This window comes from Caballeronia hypogeia, from assembly GCF_001544875.2.
In the GTDB taxonomy this organism is placed as follows: Bacteria; Pseudomonadota; Gammaproteobacteria; order Burkholderiales; family Burkholderiaceae; genus Caballeronia; species Caballeronia hypogeia.
Genome location: NZ_FCOA02000027.1, coordinates 53719 through 70721, shown reverse-complemented (window position 1 = coordinate 70721; position 17003 = coordinate 53719). Strand labels below are relative to the sequence as shown.

Below are 17003 nucleotides of genomic sequence, written 5' to 3'. Positions count from 1 at the left end.
TTTCTCTATGTACAGTGAGGGACCTGCTTCCCGATGCACTCGCATCGGGAAGGCCTTCTATATTTAAAACTGGCCTTAAGCCGCGACGGCTTCCTTGCCCTTCTTCGCGCCAAGCTCGCCCAGCGCGCGCTTGTACTCGGTCGGGAAAACCTTCACGAACTGACGGCGCGCCGAATCCCAGTTTTCGAGGAGCGACTTCGCACGCGGCGAACCGGTGAACTGGAAGTGACGCTCGATCAGGCCCTTGAGCAGCGCTTCGTCGGTCTTGCCGGTGTGCCACAGCGTGCGGTCCACCGTGCGTTCCTGTTCGGCCTGTTGCAGAACCGGATCGAGCGAGACCATCGACTTGTTGCACTTGCCGGCGAACGCGCCGTCCGGGTCGTACACGAACGCGATGCCGCCCGACATGCCCGCCGCGAAGTTGCGGCCCGTCTCGCCGAGCACGACCACCGTGCCGCCCGTCATGTATTCGCAGCCGTGATCGCCCGTGCCTTCGACGACCGCCGTCGCACCCGAGTTACGCACGCAGAAACGCTCGCCCGCGACGCCGCGGAAATACGATTCGCCTTCGATCGCGCCGTACATCACCGTGTTGCCGCAGATGATGTTGTCCTCGGACTTGCCGCGGAAGTCGTTGGTCGGGCGAATGATGATTCGTCCGCCCGACAGGCCCTTGCCGACGTAGTCGTTGCCGTCGCCGACGAGATCGAGCGTCACGCCCTTCGCGAGGAACGCACCGAAGCTCTGACCCGCCGTGCCCTTCAGCTGAATGTGGATCGCGTCGTCGGGCAGGCCGTCGTGGCCGTGCTTCTTCGCGATCATGCCGGACAGCATCGCGCCGACCGTGCGGTTCACGTTGCGCACCGGCTGGATGAACGACACGTGCTCGCCCTTCTCGATCGCCGCCTTCGACTTCTCGATCAGCACGTGATCCAGCGCCTTCTCGAGACCGTGATCCTGCACATCCACATGTTTGCGCGCGACGTCTTCGGCCACCGGCACCTGATAGAAGATGCGCGAGAAGTCGAGACCCTTCGCCTTCCAGTGGTCGATGCCCTTCTTCATGTCGAGCAGATCGACGCGGCCGATCAGATCGTCGAACTTGCGGATGCCGAACTGCGCCATGATCTCGCGCACTTCTTCCGCGACGAAGAAGAAGAAGTTGACGACATGTTCCGGCTGACCGGAGAACTTCGCGCGCAGCACAGGATCTTGCGTCGCGACGCCGACCGGGCAGGTGTTCAGATGGCACTTGCGCATCATGATGCAGCCTTCGACGACGAGCGGCGCCGTCGCGAAGCCGAATTCATCCGCGCCGAGCAGCGCGCCGATCACGACATCGCGGCCGGTCTTCATCTGGCCGTCGGCCTGCACGCGAATGCGGCCGCGCAGGCGGTTCAGCACCAGCGTCTGCTGCGTTTCCGCGAGACCGAGTTCCCACGGCGTGCCCGCATGCTTCAGCGACGACAAGGGCGACGCTCCCGTGCCGCCGTCGTGGCCGGCGATCACGACGTGATCCGCCTTCGCCTTCGCGACACCGGCTGCAACCGTGCCGACACCGACTTCCGACACGAGCTTCACCGAAATGCTCGACGACGAATTCACGTTCTTCAGATCGTGAATGAGCTGCGCGAGATCTTCGATCGAATAGATGTCGTGGTGCGGCGGCGGCGAAATGAGGCCGACGCCCGGCACCGAGTAACGCAGCTTGCCGATGTAATCCGAAACCTTATGGCCCGGCAACTGACCGCCTTCGCCCGGCTTCGCGCCCTGCGCCATCTTGATCTGGATCTGGTCGGCCGACGACAGATACTCCGCCGTCACGCCGAAACGGCCCGACGCGACCTGCTTGATCTTCGAGCGCAGCGAATCGCCGTCCTTCAGCGGAATGTCCGTGATGACTTCCTTGCCGATGATCGATTGAAGCGTGTCGCCGTTCTTGATCGGAATGCCGCGCAGTTCGTTGCGATAACGCGTTTCGTCCTCGCCGCCTTCGCCCGTGTTCGACTTGCCGCCGATGCGGTTCATCGCGACCGCCAGCGTGGCGTGCGCTTCGGTCGAAATCGAGCCGAGCGACATCGCGCCGGTCGCGAAGCGCTTGACGATGTCCTTCGCCGATTCCACTTCGTCGAGCGGAATCGCCTTCGTCGGTTCGACCTTGAACTCGAACAGACCGCGGAACGTCATGTGACGCTTCGTCTGGTCGTTGATGATGTGCGCGTATTCCTTGTACGTCTGATACGAGTTGCTGCGCGCCGAGTGTTGCAGCTTGGCGATCGCGTCCGGGGTCCACATGTGCTCTTCGCCGCGTACGCGGTAGGCGTATTCGCCGCCCGCGTCGAGCATGTTCGCGAGAACCGGGTTGTCGCCGAAGGCGTCGCGATGCAGGCGGATCGCTTCTTCCGCCACTTCGAAGATGCCGATGCCACCGACCTTCGACGCCGTGCCCTTGAAATACTTCTCCACCAGTTCAGACGACAGACCGACCGCTTCGAAAATCTGCGCGCCGGTGTAGGACATGTACGTCGAAATGCCCATCTTCGACATGACCTTCAGGAGGCCCTTGCCGACTGCCTTGGTGAAGTTGTAGATCACCTTCTCGGCCGACAGATCGCCCTTCAGGCCTTCGGCCATATTGGCGAGCGTTTCCAGCGCGAGATACGGGTGCACGGCTTCCGCGCCGAAGCCCGCGAGCAGCGCGAAGTGGTGCGTCTCGCGCGCCGAACCCGTTTCCACGACGAGACCCGTGCTCGTGCGCAGACCGTGCTGCACGAGATGCGAGTGGATCGCGGACGTGGCGAGCAGCGCCGGAATCGCGACGTTATCGCGGTCGGCACGGCGGTCCGACACGATCAGGATGTTGTAGCCGGACTTCACGGCATCGACGGCTTCCGCGCACAACGACGCGATACGCGCTTCGATGCCTTCCTTGCCCCACGACGCCGGATACACGATGTTCAGTTCGTACGAGCTGAACTTGCCGCCGGTGTACTGATCGATCGCGCGAATTTTCGCGATGTCCTTGAAGTCGAGCACGGGCTGCGACACTTCGAGGCGCATCGTCGGGTTGATGTTGGTCGTGTCGAGCAGGTTCGGCTTCGGACCGATGAACGAGACGAGCGACATCACCAGGTTTTCGCGGATCGGGTCGATCGGCGGGTTCGTCACTTGCGCGAACAACTGCTTGAAGTAGTTGTAGAGCGTCTTGTTCTTGTTGGACATGACCGCGAGCGGCGAGTCGTTGCCCATCGAACCGACCGCCTCCTCGCCCGATTGCGCCATCGGCGCCATCAGGAACTTGAGGTCTTCCTGCGTGTAGCCGAACGCCTGCTGACGATCGAGCAGCACGGCCGCTTCGCGGCGTTGCGTTTCGACGTCTTCCGCCTTCGGCTCGATCTCGTCGAGCTTGATGCGCACGGCTTCGATCCAGCTCTTGTACGGCTTGGCGTTGGACAGGTTGTCCTTCAGTTCCTTGTCCTGGATGATGCGGCCCTGCTCCATGTCGATCAGGAACATCTTGCCCGGCTGCAGACGCCACTTCTGGACGATCTTCGACTCGGGAATGGGCAGCACGCCGGATTCCGAAGCGAGGATCACGAGATCGTCGTCGGTGACGATATAGCGCGCCGGACGCAGGCCGTTACGGTCGAGCGTCGCGCCGATCTGGCGGCCGTCCGTGAACGCGATCGCGGCGGGGCCGTCCCACGGCTCCATCATCGCGGCGTGGTATTCGTAAAACGCACGGCGGTTGTCGTCCATCAGCGTGTGCTGTTCCCAGGCTTCGGGAATCATCATCATCATCGCGTGGACGAGCGGGTAGCCGGCCATCACCAGCAGTTCGAGACAGTTGTCGAACGATGCCGTGTCCGACTGGCCCGGGTAGATCAGCGGCCAGAGCTTCGGCAGATCGTCGCCGAGCACGTACGAGGCGATCGCGCCCGTGCGGGCGTTCAGCCAGTTGACGTTGCCCTTCACGGTGTTGATTTCACCGTTGTGCGCGATCAGGCGATAAGGGTGCGCGAGTTCCCACGCCGGGAACGTGTTGGTCGAGAAGCGCTGGTGCACGAGCGCGAGCGCGGAAACCACGCGCTCGTCCTGCAGATCGCGGTAATACACGCCGACCTGACCGGCCAGCAGCAAGCCCTTGTACACGACGGTGCGCGACGACATGGACGGCACGAAGTATTCCTTGCCGTGCTTGAGCTTGAGCGCCTGGATCCGATGACTCGCCGTCTTGCGGATGATGTACAGCTTGCGCTCGAGCGCGTCCGTCACGACGATATCCTTGCCGCGGCCGATGAAAATCTGACGGATCAGCGGCTCGCTCGCCTTCACGGTCGGCGAAATGGGCATGTTGGAATCGACGGGCACGTCACGCCAGCCGAGCACGACCTGGCCTTCGGCCTTGACCGTGCGCTCGAGCTCCTGCTCGCACGCGAGACGCGACGCATGTTCCTTCGGCAGGAAGATCATGCCGACGCCGTATTCGCCAGCCGGCGGCAACGTCACGCCCTGCTTGGCCATTTCTTCGCGATAGAAGCCGTCCGGCACCTGGATCAGGATGCCGGCGCCGTCGCCCATCAGCGGATCGGCCCCGACCGCGCCGCGGTGATCGAGATTTTCGAGAATCTTGAGACCCTGCTGAATGATCTCGTGGCTCTTTTTCCCCTTGATATGGGCGACGAAACCGACGCCGCACGCGTCGTGTTCGTTCGCAGGGTCGTACATGCCCTGCGCGGCGGGAAGCGAACCGGCTGCCGGTTGCTGATGATCGTTCATGGGGACACCGTCTCTACTGTGAGGGGCCGACTCGGCCGTTGAACCATTTTCTTGTCGCCTGCGACGTGTTTTTTCAGCTTGTATGTGTCGCACTGCACGGTCGTGCGCGGCACGCTGCACCGCGGCAATCGCCGGAAATCGAAATATACGCGACGAATCAAAGCGATGGCAAATAAAACTTGATGATATGACACCAATTATCGATATGGTGCAAACGGGCCCGAATATATTGGGGCCTCATCGATCTTCATAAAAAAGAAACGGCGAGCTCCGAAAATTCGAGACGCCGTTTCATTTTTTGCTTCAGGTTCGCGGCGGAACGCCGTTATTGAGGCTGTGGAGTTTCGCGGATCTTGCGGGGCCGGCCGCGCGGCAGCGGCGACACCCGGCGGTTCGCGGCATGCGACGCCCACTCGCGATACGCATCGCTGCCGAGCACCCAACCTTTGAGGGTGGCTTGCAGCAAACGGTTGGCTTCGCGTTCGTCGAGCGGTTGTTCGCACAGCTCCTTGTATGCATGTTGTCGCTCGAACGGCGTGTTGCCGAGCGACCAGAAGAGCGGATGGTCAGTGATCAGACCATCGAGCGTAAGCCCGGTGTGATGACGGAAGCTGGACCATTTGTAGTCTTGCGGCGCCGCGACGAGTTGCGCGCGCACCGGCGCCATCTCGACGACCCGCGTGGCGAGCAGGAAGTAGCGCTCGCCCTCGATGACCGTGGCTCGATAGCGTCCTTCCCACAACGTGCCGCGCCGCATGTAACGACGATTGAAGTGCGCTACGTAACGACGTCCTACGGCCTGCATCGCTTTGGGCAAGCTGGACTCGTCGCGAGGCGTGACGAGCAGATGCACCGCTTGCGGCATCAGCGCATAGGCATGGATGGAGAGGTGATGATCACGTGAAGCAGTCCTCAAGCAGTCGATGAAGAGCTCGTAGTCCTGGTCGTCGACGAAGGCGGGTTGCTGGTCGAGACCACGCAGGATGACATGCTGCGGCTGTTCGGGAACGTAGAGTCGTGCAAGCCGTGCCATGCTGGATATTCCGTTGGTCGCGTTTCTGTTACCCCGTTCGGGGGCCTCTCGGAGCCGTCGCGGCGGCATGACGAAACGCATGCAATTGCCGTGCAACGAAGCCCCAAAGCCGCTCTTTGCCCTAGGGAGAATGCTCTACGGCACCGCTATGGTTTATGTGAAATGTTGTGTTCATAATGAGCGTGCTTTTTGGAGGAGCACAAATTGAAAATAAAACAAGTCGTAACGGGGATCGCCGCATTAGCGTGTCTGTCCACCGCGGCACATGCCCAATCCGCTGGGTCGTTCTATGCAACAGCAGGCTGGTTTCACTTTGCACCGCAAGACAGCAGCGGTCCGCTCAAAGAAACAAGTGTAGGCGGATCTCCCGTCAATATCGATGTTCCCGGCACAGGCGCCGGTATCTCGAGTGCTGACACCGTTGGCTTCACCGTAGGTTACTTCGCCACCGACCATATTGCAGCCGAACTCGAAATGGGCGTGCCGCCGACGTTCGACCTCGAAGGCAAAGGCAACCTTTCGCAGTACGGCAAGCTCGGCAGCGCCAAGCAGTGGAGTCCGACGCTGCTGTTCAAATACTTCTTCAATGCTCCCACGGCGAAGTTCCGCCCGTTCGTCGGCCTTGGCGTGACACGTACCTGGTTCACCGACGCGCAAATCACGAACCAGCAATTCGAAGGCTCGGTGTTGCATGGTCCGACCACGGTAGACACGGATAGTTCGTGGGCGCCCGTGTTTAATCTCGGTGCGACTTACAATTTCACAGAACACTGGTTCGCCGGGTTTTCCGTGTCCTTCATTCCTTTGAAGGCTACGGCGACGTTGAACACGCAGGCGCAAACGCCCGTCGGAACGCTGAATGCTCAGTCCAAGGCGAAAATCACGCTCAACCCAATCGTCACGTATTTGCGAGTAGGCTATCGCTTCTAAAGCAGTTCTGCTGATTCTCAGCAGAATGACGATTCAGGCAGCATTGCAATAAGAGAGAAAGCGCCGGCATGTTTAACGCATGCCGGCGTTTTCTTTTTCATCGAACTTGTAAATGTGACCTTTTAAAAGCGTCATCGCTTGCAGTTCTTACGCGACGATGCGCGCGTATCGTGCGGCGCGGTCGTGCTTACCGAGGCATCGCGCACGATCGCGGCATCGGCATCGAATTTGCTGCATGATGAACTTTCCCCGCCTCCACGCGCGGGTCATCCACGACTCATCCATCGACGGAGCGATCTATGAACGCATTGCCTAATACGCGAGACGCCATCGGAGATTCATGGACTTCCACGAGCCGCCGGGCCCGCCGCATCGCGCGGCATGGACGTGAAGCGGCCGAGGACATCGGTTCCGAACTGCGTTCGCTGCTTAGCGAACTCGAAGACACGCTCTCACACGGCACATCGGCCGACGCCGCCGCGTTGCGCGCGCAGATTGGCGAGCGCCTCGACAGCGCGCGCGCACGTCTGAACGATACGCAGGCGGCGCTGCGAGAACGCGCCGGCGCCGTCTTCGAAGACGCCGACAATTACATCCACGAAAAGCCTTGGCAGACCATCGTGCTGGTCGGCGGGCTCGCGCTCGTCGCCGGCGTGCTGCTGGCGCGCGTGCGCTGACGATTCACGCTCACGTACTACGCGCTTCGCGCGATCAATCGGACGACACGTCCAGGAAGTCCGCGCCAATGAGGTCGATGCGATCCGTGCAGATCGCATCGACTCCCCATTGCGCGAGCAGCCGTGCGCGCCCCGGGTCGTTCACGGTGTAGGCGAGAATGCGAAGCCCGGCATCCTTGATTTGCGCGACGAGGGCAGCGTCTAGCGCTTGATGATTCGCATGCAGCGAAACGCACGACAGCGCCGCGGTCTGCGTATGCCAGTTGGCAGGCACGCGCTCGTAGAGCATGCCGCGCGGCAGGTTCGGCGCGACATCGCGAGCAGCCTCCAGCGCCGCGTATGAAAACGATGACAACAGCGGCAGCGGCTCGGCATCCGCCCACAAACTCGCCGCCTCGCGCGCGACGAGCACCCCCGTTTCCACATCACGCCCCTGACTCGGCTTGATCTCGATATTCGCCGCGAGGCCGTGCCGGGCGCAGCGTTCGCGCACCTGCGCGAGCGTCGGCATGCGCGCGTGCGCGAACTCCGCGCCGAACCACGTGCCCGCGTCGAGCGCGCCGAGTTGCGCGTAGGTCATCGACTTCGCCGCGCCGTGCCCGTCCGACGTGCGATCCACGGCGTCGTCGTGCAGCAGGAACACGACATCGTCGGAGGAAAGTTTCGCGTCGAACTCGATCATCTTGTGGCCGAGGCGCGCGCCCACGTCGATGGCTTCGAGCGTGTTCTCCGGCGCGAGCTTGCCGCCGCCGCGATGCGCGACGATCGGAGGATAAGGCCAGGTTCTCATCGCATCGCCTCCACTAGTTCGCGCGCAGTCCGGTCGACGGATCGAAGAAATGCAAATGCCGCGCGGGCAACGACACTTCCAGCCGCTCGCCGCGCTGCGGCCGATGCTCGTGCGGCAGGCGCGCCGCGACGTCGTGCTTGCCCCACCGGCCGTGCGCTAGGTTGTCGGCGCCGAGCAGTTCGGCCGAATCGACATCGAGCGTCGCCTTGGGCGCGTTCGCGTTGCCCGGCGTCATGTGCTCGGGACGAATGCCCACGATCCACTCGCGGCCGTGCATCGTATCCGTCACGCCGGTCGCGCCGCTCACCGGCACCGCCGGCCCGTCACCCGCAATCTGAAACGCCGCGCCGTCATCCGACAAACGTCCTTCCAACAGATTCATCGCCGGCGAGCCGATGAAGCTCGCGACGAACACCGTCGCGGGCCTTTCGTACACTTCGGTCGGCGCGCCGATCTGCTCGGCGTGGCCCTTGTTCATCACGATCACGCGCTGCGCGAGCGTCATCGCTTCGATCTGATCGTGCGTGACGTAAAGGCTCGTCGTGGCGAGCCGCGCATGCAGACGCTGGATTTCGAGGCGCATCTGCACGCGCAGCTTGGCGTCGAGGTTCGACAAAGGCTCGTCGAAGAGAAAGACCGCCGGCTCGCGCACGATCGCGCGGCCCATCGCCACGCGCTGACGCTGCCCGCCCGACAATTCACGCGGCTTGCGCGCGAGCAGATGCTCGAGCTCCAGAATACGCGCGGCGTTCGCCACGCGCTGGTCGATCGCCGATTTGTCCGTGCCTGCGATCTTCAGCGCATACGCCATGTTCTGCGCGACGCTCATGTGCGGATAGAGCGCGTAGTTCTGAAACACCATCGCGATGTCGCGATCCTTCGGCTCAAGCTTGTTCACGACCTTGCCGCCGATTTCGATCGCGCCGTCCGACACGCTTTCGAGCCCCGCGACCATGCGCAGCAGCGTGGACTTGCCGCAGCCCGACGGACCGACCATCACGACGAACTCGCCGTCCTCGATCGCGACATCGATGCCATGAAGTACGTAGTTCGAGCCGTCGTATGTTTTCTTGACGCCTTTGAGATTCAGCGCTGCCATCTATCCGATGTCTCCGTTATTTTTCCGAGTCCACGAGTCCGCGCACGAACCAGCGCTGCATCGTCAGGACGACCGCGAGCGGCGGCAGCATTGCGAGCAGCGTCGCCGTCATCACGAGATGCCATTCGGTCGCGGTATCGCCCGACGCGATCATGCTCTTGATGCCGACCACCGCCGTCTGCAGCGAGACTTCGTTGGTGATCAAAATTGGCCAGAGATACTGGTTCCAGCCGTAGATGAACGTGATGACGAAGAGCGCCGCGATGTTCGTCTTCGAGAGCGGCAGCACGACGTCCCAGAAGAAGCGCAGCGGCCCCGCGCCGTCGATGCGCGCCGCTTCCATCAGTTCGTCGGGCAAGGTCATGAAGAACTGGCGGAACAGGAACGTCGCGGTCGCCGACGCGATCAGCGGCAGCGTGAGGCCCGCGTACGTGTTCGACAGATGCATCGACGAGACGACCTGCACCGTCGGAAAGATGCGCACTTCGACGGGCAGCATCAAGGTGATGAAGATCAGCCAGAACGCGAGGTTCTTCAGCGGGAAGCGGAAGAACACGATGGCATACGCGGACACGATCGACACCGCGATCTTGCCGATGGAGATGACCAGCGCCATCACCAGGCTGTTGAGCAGCATGAGGCCGAACGGCGCGGCCGCGTTGCCGCTACCGTACTTCCAGATATGCGCGACGTTCTCGATGAGATGCGTGCTCGGCACGAGCGAAAGCGGCACGCTGAAGACTTCCTTCGAGTTCATGGTGGCCGCGCAAAACGCGACATACACCGGGAACACGATCAGCGCGACGCCCGCGAGCAGCACCGCATGACAGAAGATATCGAAGCCGCGACGGTTCTCGATCATGAGTATTGCACCCTGCGTTCGACGAAGCGGAATTGCACGACTGTCAATGCGACGACGATCACCATCAGCACGACCGATTGCGCGCCCGAGCTACCGATATCGAGTCCTTGAAAGCCTTCCGCGAAAATCTTGTAGATGAGCGTCTTGGTCGATTGCGCGGGACCGCCGCCGGTCGCGGCATCGATGACGGGGAAGGTGTCGAAGAACGCATACACGAGATTCACGACCAGCAGGAAGAAGCTCGTCGGCGACAGGAGCGGCAGCGCGATGCCGAAGAAGCGACGCACCGGACCCGCGCCGTCGATAGCCGCGGCTTCGATCAGCGATTGCGGAATCGCCTGCAAGCCCGCATAGAAGAACAGGAAGTTGTAGCTGACCTGCTTCCACACGGACGCGAGCACGACGAGGAACATCGCCTGCGTGCCGTTCAACGCGTGATTCCACACGATGCCCTGCTTGCTCAACGCGTATGTCACCAGCCCGATGCTCGGATTGAACAGGAACGACCACAGCACGGCGGCGATCGCGGGTGCGACCGCATACGGCCAGATGAGCAACGTCTGATACGCCTTGGCGCCACGCGTCACGCGATCGGCGCATGCGGCGAGCAGTAGCGAGATCACGAGACCCGACACGGTGACGAGCGCGCAGAAGATCATTGTCGTGTTGAACGACGACAGGTAGAGCGGATCGGCGAACAGTTGCCTGAAGTTCTGCAAGCCGACGAATTCGCTCGACGTGCCGAACGCATCCTGACTTTGCGTGGCCTGCCACAACGCTTCGCCCGCGGGCCACAGAAAGAACAGCGCGGTGATCGCGAGCTGCGGCGCGACGAGCAGATACGGCAACACGCTCGTATCGAAACGAGACCGTTTTTCCATTCGATGTGTCCTGAACGGCGCGCCCGCGACTGCGCGGGCGCGTGGCTCAAAGTGGCTTAGTTGCCGGTCTTTTCGAAGCGGCGCAGCAATTCGTCGCCGCGTTGCACGGAGGCGTCGAGCGCCTGTTGCGGGGTCTTCTTGTCGGCCCAGACCTGTTCGAGCTCTTCGTCGACGATCGTGCGGATCTGCGGCATGTTGCCCAGACGCAGACCCTTCGTGTACGGCAGCGGCGGCTTGTTCATCATCTGCTTGATGGCGATGTCCGCGCCCGGGTTCTTGTCGTAGAAGCCCTGCTTTTGCGTCAGTTCATACGCGGCGTGCGTGACCGGCAGATAGCCCGTGTCCTGATGCCACTTCGCCGCGACTTCCGGCGTCGTCAGATACGCGAGGAACTTCGCGACGCCCTTGTACACGGCCGGGTCCTTGCCAGACAGCACCCACAGACTCGCGCCGCCGATGATCGCGTTTTGCGGCGCGCCCTTCACGTTCGCGTCGTAGGGCATCATGCCGACACCGTAATCGAACTTCGCATATTTGGCGATGGTCGCGCGCGAGCCCGACGAGTTCGTGATGATGCCGCAGTCGCCGCTATAGAACTTCGACACCGGCTCGTCCTTGCGGCCCACGTAGGTGAACGTGCCTTCCTTCGCCATGTTCTGCAGGAACTGGATATGCGCGACCTGCAGCGGCTTGTTGAATTCGAGCTTGGCGTCGAGTCCGTCGAAGCCGTTGTTCTTCGTTGCGAACGGCGCGGCGTGCCATGCGCTGTAGTTCTCGAGCTGAATCCAGCTCTGCCAGCCCGACGAATAACCGCACGAATAACCGGCGGCCTTGATCTTCTTCGCGTCGGCTTCGACATCGGCCCAGGTTTTCGGCGGCTGGTTCGGATCGAGACCGGCCTTCTTGAACGCGTCCTTGTTGTAGTAGAGAACGGGCGTCGAGCTGTTGAACGGCATCGAGATGAGATGACCGGTCTTCGCATCGCTGTAATAACCGGCGATGGTCGGCACGAAGGCCTTTTCGTCGAGCGGCACGCCGGCTTGCTTGAACACGTCGTAGACCGGGAGAACGGCCTTCTTCGCCTGCATCATCGTTGCGGTGCCGACTTCGTAGACCTGCAGGATCGCCGGCGCGTTGCCGCTGCGATACGCCGCGATGCCCGCCGCGAGCGTCTGGTCATACGTGCCCTTGAACACGGGGACGATCTTGTAATCGCTCTGCGATTTGTTGAAGTCGCTGGCAATGTCGTTCACGCGCTCGCCGAGCGCGGCTTCCATTGCGTGCCAGAACTGGATTTCCGTGGCGGCGTGAGCGGCTGTGCTGACGCCGAACGCCAGAACGGCCGCGGCCGAGATCGTGGGGAACAAGGGCTTGCAGCTCATCGATGAGTCTCCTTTTGATGATTCACGCAGTAAAGCGCGCGATCTTAGTTGTTGTCGATGACAAATAAGCGTTGATACTCTTTCAATGCATAGCGATCGGTCATGCCCGCGATGTAATGCGCAACGAGCCGCGCCTGCGAGCTGTCGCCATGACCCGACGAAGGCGCGTCGTTCGCCGATTCCTCCGCGACCGGCAAACGCGCCTGATACGCAGGCGGCAACAGACGCGGGTCTTCGGTGAAGGCTTCGAATAGTCCGGTCACGACGCGCTTCGCCTTGTTGGCCATGCGCATCACGCGATAGTGCCGGTACAGGTTCTTGAACAGAAAGCGCTTGAGTTGCGCCGCCTGCGCGGCGACTTCATCGCCATGCGCGACGAGCGTCGGCGCGTTGCGGACATCGTCGAGCGACTGCGGCATGACGCGCTGCAGATTGCGGTTCGTCGACTCGATCAAATCGACAATCAGCGTATTGATGATGCGCCGGATGGTCTCGTGAATCAGCCTGCGCCCTTCGATGTTCGGATAATCGGCGCGCGCCGCTTCGAAGTGCGTGTGCCACAGACTCACTTCGGAAAGCTGTTCGAGCGTGATGAGGCCGGAGCGCAGGCCGTCGTCGACATCGTGATTGTTGTAGGCGATTTCATCCGCGACATTGGCGATCTGCGCTTCGAGCGAAGGCTGCTTGCCCGTAAGAAAGCGCTCGCCGAGGTCGCCGAGCTTGCGCGCGTTCTCGCGTGAGCAATGCTTGAGAATGCCTTCGCGCGTCTCAAAGCAAAGATTCAGGCCATTGAACGCGCCATAGTGCTCTTCGAGCTGATCGACCACCGCGAGGCTTTGCAGATTGTGCTCGAAGCCGCCGTGATCGCGCATGCATTCGTGCAGCGCGTCCTGTCCGGCGTGGCCGAACGGAGTATGTCCGAGATCGTGCGCAAGCGAGATGGCTTCGACCAGATCTTCGTTCACCCGCAGATTGCGCGCGACCGAACGCGCGATCTGCGCGACCTCCAGACTGTGCGTGAGGCGCGTGCGAAACAGGTCGCCTTCGTGATTGACGAACACCTGCGTCTTGTATTCGAGCCGGCGAAACGCGGTCGAATGCACGATGCGGTCGCGGTCGCGCTGAAACTCGGTGCGCGCGGCGGGCGGCGGCTCGGCGAAGCGACGTCCGCGCGATTGCGACGAATGCGCCGCGTACGGTGCGAGATGCGCTTCGAGTGCGAGCGAAGATGGCGCGCCCGGCGGAAGTTGATGTTCTCGTTCGCTCACCGGCTGCTCCGCATCGTCGTGGTGGTTGCCGCCTCGCGCGGATCAGACGCTGGCGGCGAGTGTCGCGCGCACCGCCTGATCGGGCGCGCCGGTGATCTCGGTCGCGCCGAAGCGGGTCAGCAGAATGAATTTGATCTCGCCGGCTTCGGCCTTCTTGTCGACTTTCATCAGATCGACGTAGCGGTCGTCGCCGAGGCTGGGCGCGACGACCGGCAGCTTCGCCGCCTCGATCACGCGCACGAGTCGCGCGCGCGCGGCTTCGTCGAGCTTGCCGAGGCGCACGGAAAGGTCCGCCGCCATCACCATGCCGCAGCCTACTGCTTCGCCATGCAGCCATTCGCCGTAGCCGAGACCGGCTTCGATCGCGTGGCCGAAGGTGTGGCCGAAATTGAGGATCGCGCGCTGCCCGCCTTCGCGCTCATCCGACGCCACCACCGACGCCTTGATCTCGCACGAGCGCTTCACCGCATGCGCGAGCGCGCTTTCGTCCTGAGCGTTGAGCGCGTCGATGTTCGCTTCGATCCACTCGAAGAATTCGGCGTCCTTGATCGCGGCGGTCTTGATGACTTCGGCGATCCCCGCGGCCAGTTCGCGTGGCGGCAGCGTATGCAACGCGGCGATGTCGGCGATCACGGCTTGCGGCTGATAGAACGCGCCGATCATGTTCTTGCCGAGCGGATGATTGATGCCCGTCTTGCCGCCCACCGACGAATCCACTTGCGACAGCAAGGTGGTCGGCACCTGAATGAACGGTACGCCGCGCATGTAGCACGCGGCGGCAAAACCGGTCATGTCGCCCACGACGCCGCCGCCGAGCGCGATCAGCGTGGTCTTGCGGTCCGCGCGTTCGGTGAGGAGCGCGTCGAAAATCTGGTTGAGCGTTTCCCAGTTCTTGTGCGCCTCGCCATCCGGCAGCACGACGGTCGTCACTTTCTTGCCGAACGGCGCGAGCGCGGCGCGCAGTTGATGGCCGTAGAGCGGATCGATGGTCGTATTGGTGACGATCGCCACCGACGCGCCCTTGATATGCGGCGCGAACAGTTCCGTGCGGCCGATCAGGCCCGCACCGATATGAATGGGATAGGCGCGCTCGCCCAGTTCGACGCTGACGGTGATCGTAGGGATATTCATGGCGGGCATTATGACTCGGGCGACTTGACGACGCCGGCGACCTCCAGTTGCATCAGGACCATATTGACGAGCGCGTTCACGGTCGGCCGCCCCGTTTCCACGACGAAATGCGCGCATTCGTGATACAGCGGATCGCGCGTCTGAAAGAGCGCTTCGAGCTTGCCGCGCGGGTCTTCGGTCTGCAGCAGCGGCCGGTTCTTGTCGCGCCGCGTGCGCTGCCAGAGATCGTGCGGATTGGCGCGCAGATAGATGACGATGCCGCGATTCTTCAGATGTTCGCGATTCTCGGCGCGCAACACCGCGCCGCCACCCGTGGCGAGCACGATGCCGCTGCGCTGCGACAGTTCGTCGATGACATTCGCCTCGCGCTGGCGGAAACCCGCTTCTCCCTCGAGCTCCCAGATCACTGGAATGCGGGCGCCCGTGCGCGCCTCGATCTCGTGATCCGAATCGATGAACGAGCGCTGCAGACGGCGCGCAACCGCACGGCCCACGGTGGTTTTACCCGCCCCCATGAGTCCGACGAAAAAGATGTTCGCGTTCGCGTGCCCTTCCTGCAACTCGGTTTCCTTCCAGTTCGATGCGATTTGTTCGTGCGGCAGCTTAAGGGCAAACCGCCCGCTTTGTCGAGTCGCGCCGCCCGTCAGCCTTGACTCGTCGGCTTCAGCTGCCCGACGCGATAACGTGCGGCGTGACCAATATGACCAGTTCGCTCTTCGACGCGCGCCGCGCCTCGTTGCGAAACAGCCAACCGATCAGCGGCAATTTCGACAGCCCCGGCACCCCGGTCGTGTCGTTGCGCTCGTCGTCCGAATAGATGCCGCCGATCGCCACTGTGCCGCCGTTTTCTACTTCCACGCGCGTCTGCACGTGCTTCGTGTGGATGGCAGGCCCGTTCGCGGTCTGCTCGCCGACACTGTCTTTCGTGATGTCTAGATCGAGAATGACGTGCCCGTGCGGCGTGATCTGCGGCTCGACCTCCAGTTTGAGCGTTGCGCGTCGAAACTGCACGCCCGACATGCCGTTGCCGACCTTCGCCTGATACGGCACCTCCATGCCCTGCTCGACGATGGATTTGACCCGGTCCGCCGTGACGACGCGCGGCCGCGAGACGATCTGTCCGCGCCCTTCCGCCTCCAGCGCGCTCAGTTCAATATTGAGCAGCCGTGTGGCCTGCGCAACGAACAGCGTAAGACCGGCCGTCGCCGCGTCGAAACCGCTGATCGGCCCCGCCGACAAATCGTATACCACACCGTCCTTGCCGCCCGCCAAACCGGTCGCGGGGTCGCCCTGCGCCGCGACGCCGAGCCTGACGCCAAGATTGCGCGACAGTCCCGCTTCGCCCTCGACGATCTTCGCCTCGATCATGACCTGCGGCGTCGATCGGTCGATCAGCGCGATCAGCTCGGCGATCTGCTGTACACGCGCATCGAGATCAGTGACGAAGAGCAGATTCGTGCGGGTGTCGGCGATCGCGGAACCGCGCTTCGACAGCACACGCTGGCTGCCCGAGCCGCTCAGCATCTTGCGCAGCTCCTCCGCTCGCGAATAGCGCAGCACGAACGTGCGGCTCGCGAGCGGTTCGAGATCGGCCGCGCGCGCGTGGGCCTCGAAGCGCAGCTTTTCGCGAGCGGCGAGCTCGGCGATCGGCGCGACCCAGATCACGTTGTCGTGCTGCTCCATCGCGAGGCCGTGGACTTCGAGCAGCGTGTCGAAGGCGCGCCGCCACGGCACGGCGACGAGATTCATCGATACCTGCCCGCGCACTTTCTCGCTCGCGACGATGTTCACGCCCGCGAAACGCGCGAACGCATGCAGCGCGGCGCCGAGATCGGCGTTCTTCAGATCGAGCGTGATCGGCTTGCCGTCGTCGGCAGGCGGCCGCGCGCCCGCAGACGAGGACGAGGACGAGGACGAGGACGAGGACGGCAACACGCTCAGCCGCGCGGGCGGAGCGAGCGGAACCGGCGGACCTTCGAGCGCGTCTTCCGTCACCGCAGTGGGCTTTCCCGGCGGCTCCTCGCCCGGCACGGCAGTCACGTGCGGATCGCCGGATGAAGCCTCGGAAAGGCCCGGCAGCGGCGGCAACGGCGCGACGATTGCATCGGCGCTTTCGGCCGCCAGCGGCGCGTGAACGAACAGAAGCGCGGCCAGACCAACGCCCGCCATCG

The 17003-nt window shown here is 62.7% G+C and carries 13 protein-coding genes; 2 read left to right on the top strand and 11 right to left on the bottom strand.

Going from position 1 to position 17003, the window contains the following annotated elements:
* Nucleotides 1–75: 75 nt before the first annotated feature.
* Together AWB79_RS29390 and AWB79_RS29385 are read right to left on the bottom strand one after the other, a co-directional pair.
* Entirely contained in the window at nt 76–4779 is a 4704-nt protein-coding gene (locus AWB79_RS29390) for a glutamate synthase-related protein (protein WP_061170955.1), read from the bottom strand.
* 325 nt (nt 4780–5104) lie between these two features.
* The gene (locus AWB79_RS29385; protein WP_061170954.1) at nt 5105–5812 is read right to left on the bottom strand and encodes a transposase; all 708 of its coding nucleotides are present in this window, start codon (nt 5810–5812) and stop codon (nt 5105–5107) included.
* A gap of 204 nt (nt 5813–6016) precedes the next feature.
* On the opposite strand from AWB79_RS29385, the gene AWB79_RS29380 reads away from it, so the two are divergent.
* Both AWB79_RS29380 and AWB79_RS29375 read left to right on the top strand, forming a co-directional pair.
* Entirely contained in the window at nt 6017–6742 is a 726-nt protein-coding gene (locus AWB79_RS29380) for an OmpW/AlkL family protein (RefSeq protein ID WP_061170993.1), read from the top strand.
* Nucleotides 6743–7041: 299 nt separating this feature from the next.
* Complete coding sequence (locus AWB79_RS29375) at nt 7042–7419, top strand: ElaB/YgaM/YqjD family protein (RefSeq protein WP_061170953.1); 378 nt, start codon at nt 7042–7044, stop codon at nt 7417–7419.
* 34 nt (nt 7420–7453) lie between these two features.
* Here the strand turns inward: AWB79_RS29375 and ugpQ are convergent, their stop codons facing one another.
* The 9 genes from ugpQ to AWB79_RS29330 form a co-directional block, all read right to left on the bottom strand.
* Nucleotides 7454–8209 carry a glycerophosphodiester phosphodiesterase gene (ugpQ, locus tag AWB79_RS29370; RefSeq protein WP_061170952.1) on the bottom strand — a complete coding sequence of 252 codons (756 nt, stop codon included), beginning with the start codon at nt 8207–8209 and terminating at the stop codon, nt 7454–7456.
* A 13-nt stretch (nt 8210–8222) separates the two neighbouring features.
* Nucleotides 8223–9308, bottom strand: a complete 1086-nt coding sequence (locus AWB79_RS29365) for a sn-glycerol-3-phosphate import ATP-binding protein UgpC (RefSeq protein WP_061170951.1) — start codon at nt 9306–9308, stop codon at nt 8223–8225.
* Between the two features lie 16 nt (nt 9309–9324).
* The gene (ugpE, locus tag AWB79_RS29360) at nt 9325–10170 is read right to left on the bottom strand and encodes a sn-glycerol-3-phosphate ABC transporter permease UgpE (RefSeq protein WP_061170950.1); all 846 of its coding nucleotides are present in this window, start codon (nt 10168–10170) and stop codon (nt 9325–9327) included.
* Complete coding sequence (ugpA, locus tag AWB79_RS29355) at nt 10167–11051, bottom strand: sn-glycerol-3-phosphate ABC transporter permease UgpA (RefSeq protein WP_061170949.1); 885 nt, start codon at nt 11049–11051, stop codon at nt 10167–10169. The genes ugpE and ugpA overlap by 4 nt, the downstream gene beginning before the upstream one ends.
* 56 nt (nt 11052–11107) lie before the next feature.
* The gene (gene ugpB, locus AWB79_RS29350; RefSeq protein WP_061170948.1) at nt 11108–12433 is read right to left on the bottom strand and encodes a sn-glycerol-3-phosphate ABC transporter substrate-binding protein UgpB; all 1326 of its coding nucleotides are present in this window, start codon (nt 12431–12433) and stop codon (nt 11108–11110) included.
* A gap of 44 nt (nt 12434–12477) precedes the next feature.
* Complete coding sequence (locus AWB79_RS29345) at nt 12478–13701, bottom strand: deoxyguanosinetriphosphate triphosphohydrolase (RefSeq protein WP_061170947.1); 1224 nt, start codon at nt 13699–13701, stop codon at nt 12478–12480.
* A 42-nt stretch (nt 13702–13743) separates the two neighbouring features.
* Nucleotides 13744–14841 carry a 3-dehydroquinate synthase gene (gene aroB / locus AWB79_RS29340; protein ID WP_061170946.1) on the bottom strand — a complete coding sequence of 366 codons (1098 nt, stop codon included), beginning with the start codon at nt 14839–14841 and terminating at the stop codon, nt 13744–13746.
* Nucleotides 14841–15347: a shikimate kinase gene (locus tag AWB79_RS29335; RefSeq protein ID WP_374728571.1), complete on the bottom strand. Its 507-nt coding sequence runs from the start codon at nt 15345–15347 to the stop codon at nt 14841–14843. Before AWB79_RS29335 ends, aroB begins: the two co-directional genes overlap by 1 nt.
* 148 nt (nt 15348–15495) lie before the next feature.
* Entirely contained in the window at nt 15496–17001 is a 1506-nt protein-coding gene (locus AWB79_RS29330; protein WP_061170944.1) for a type IV pilus secretin PilQ, read from the bottom strand.
* Nucleotides 17002–17003 lie beyond the last annotated feature (2 nt).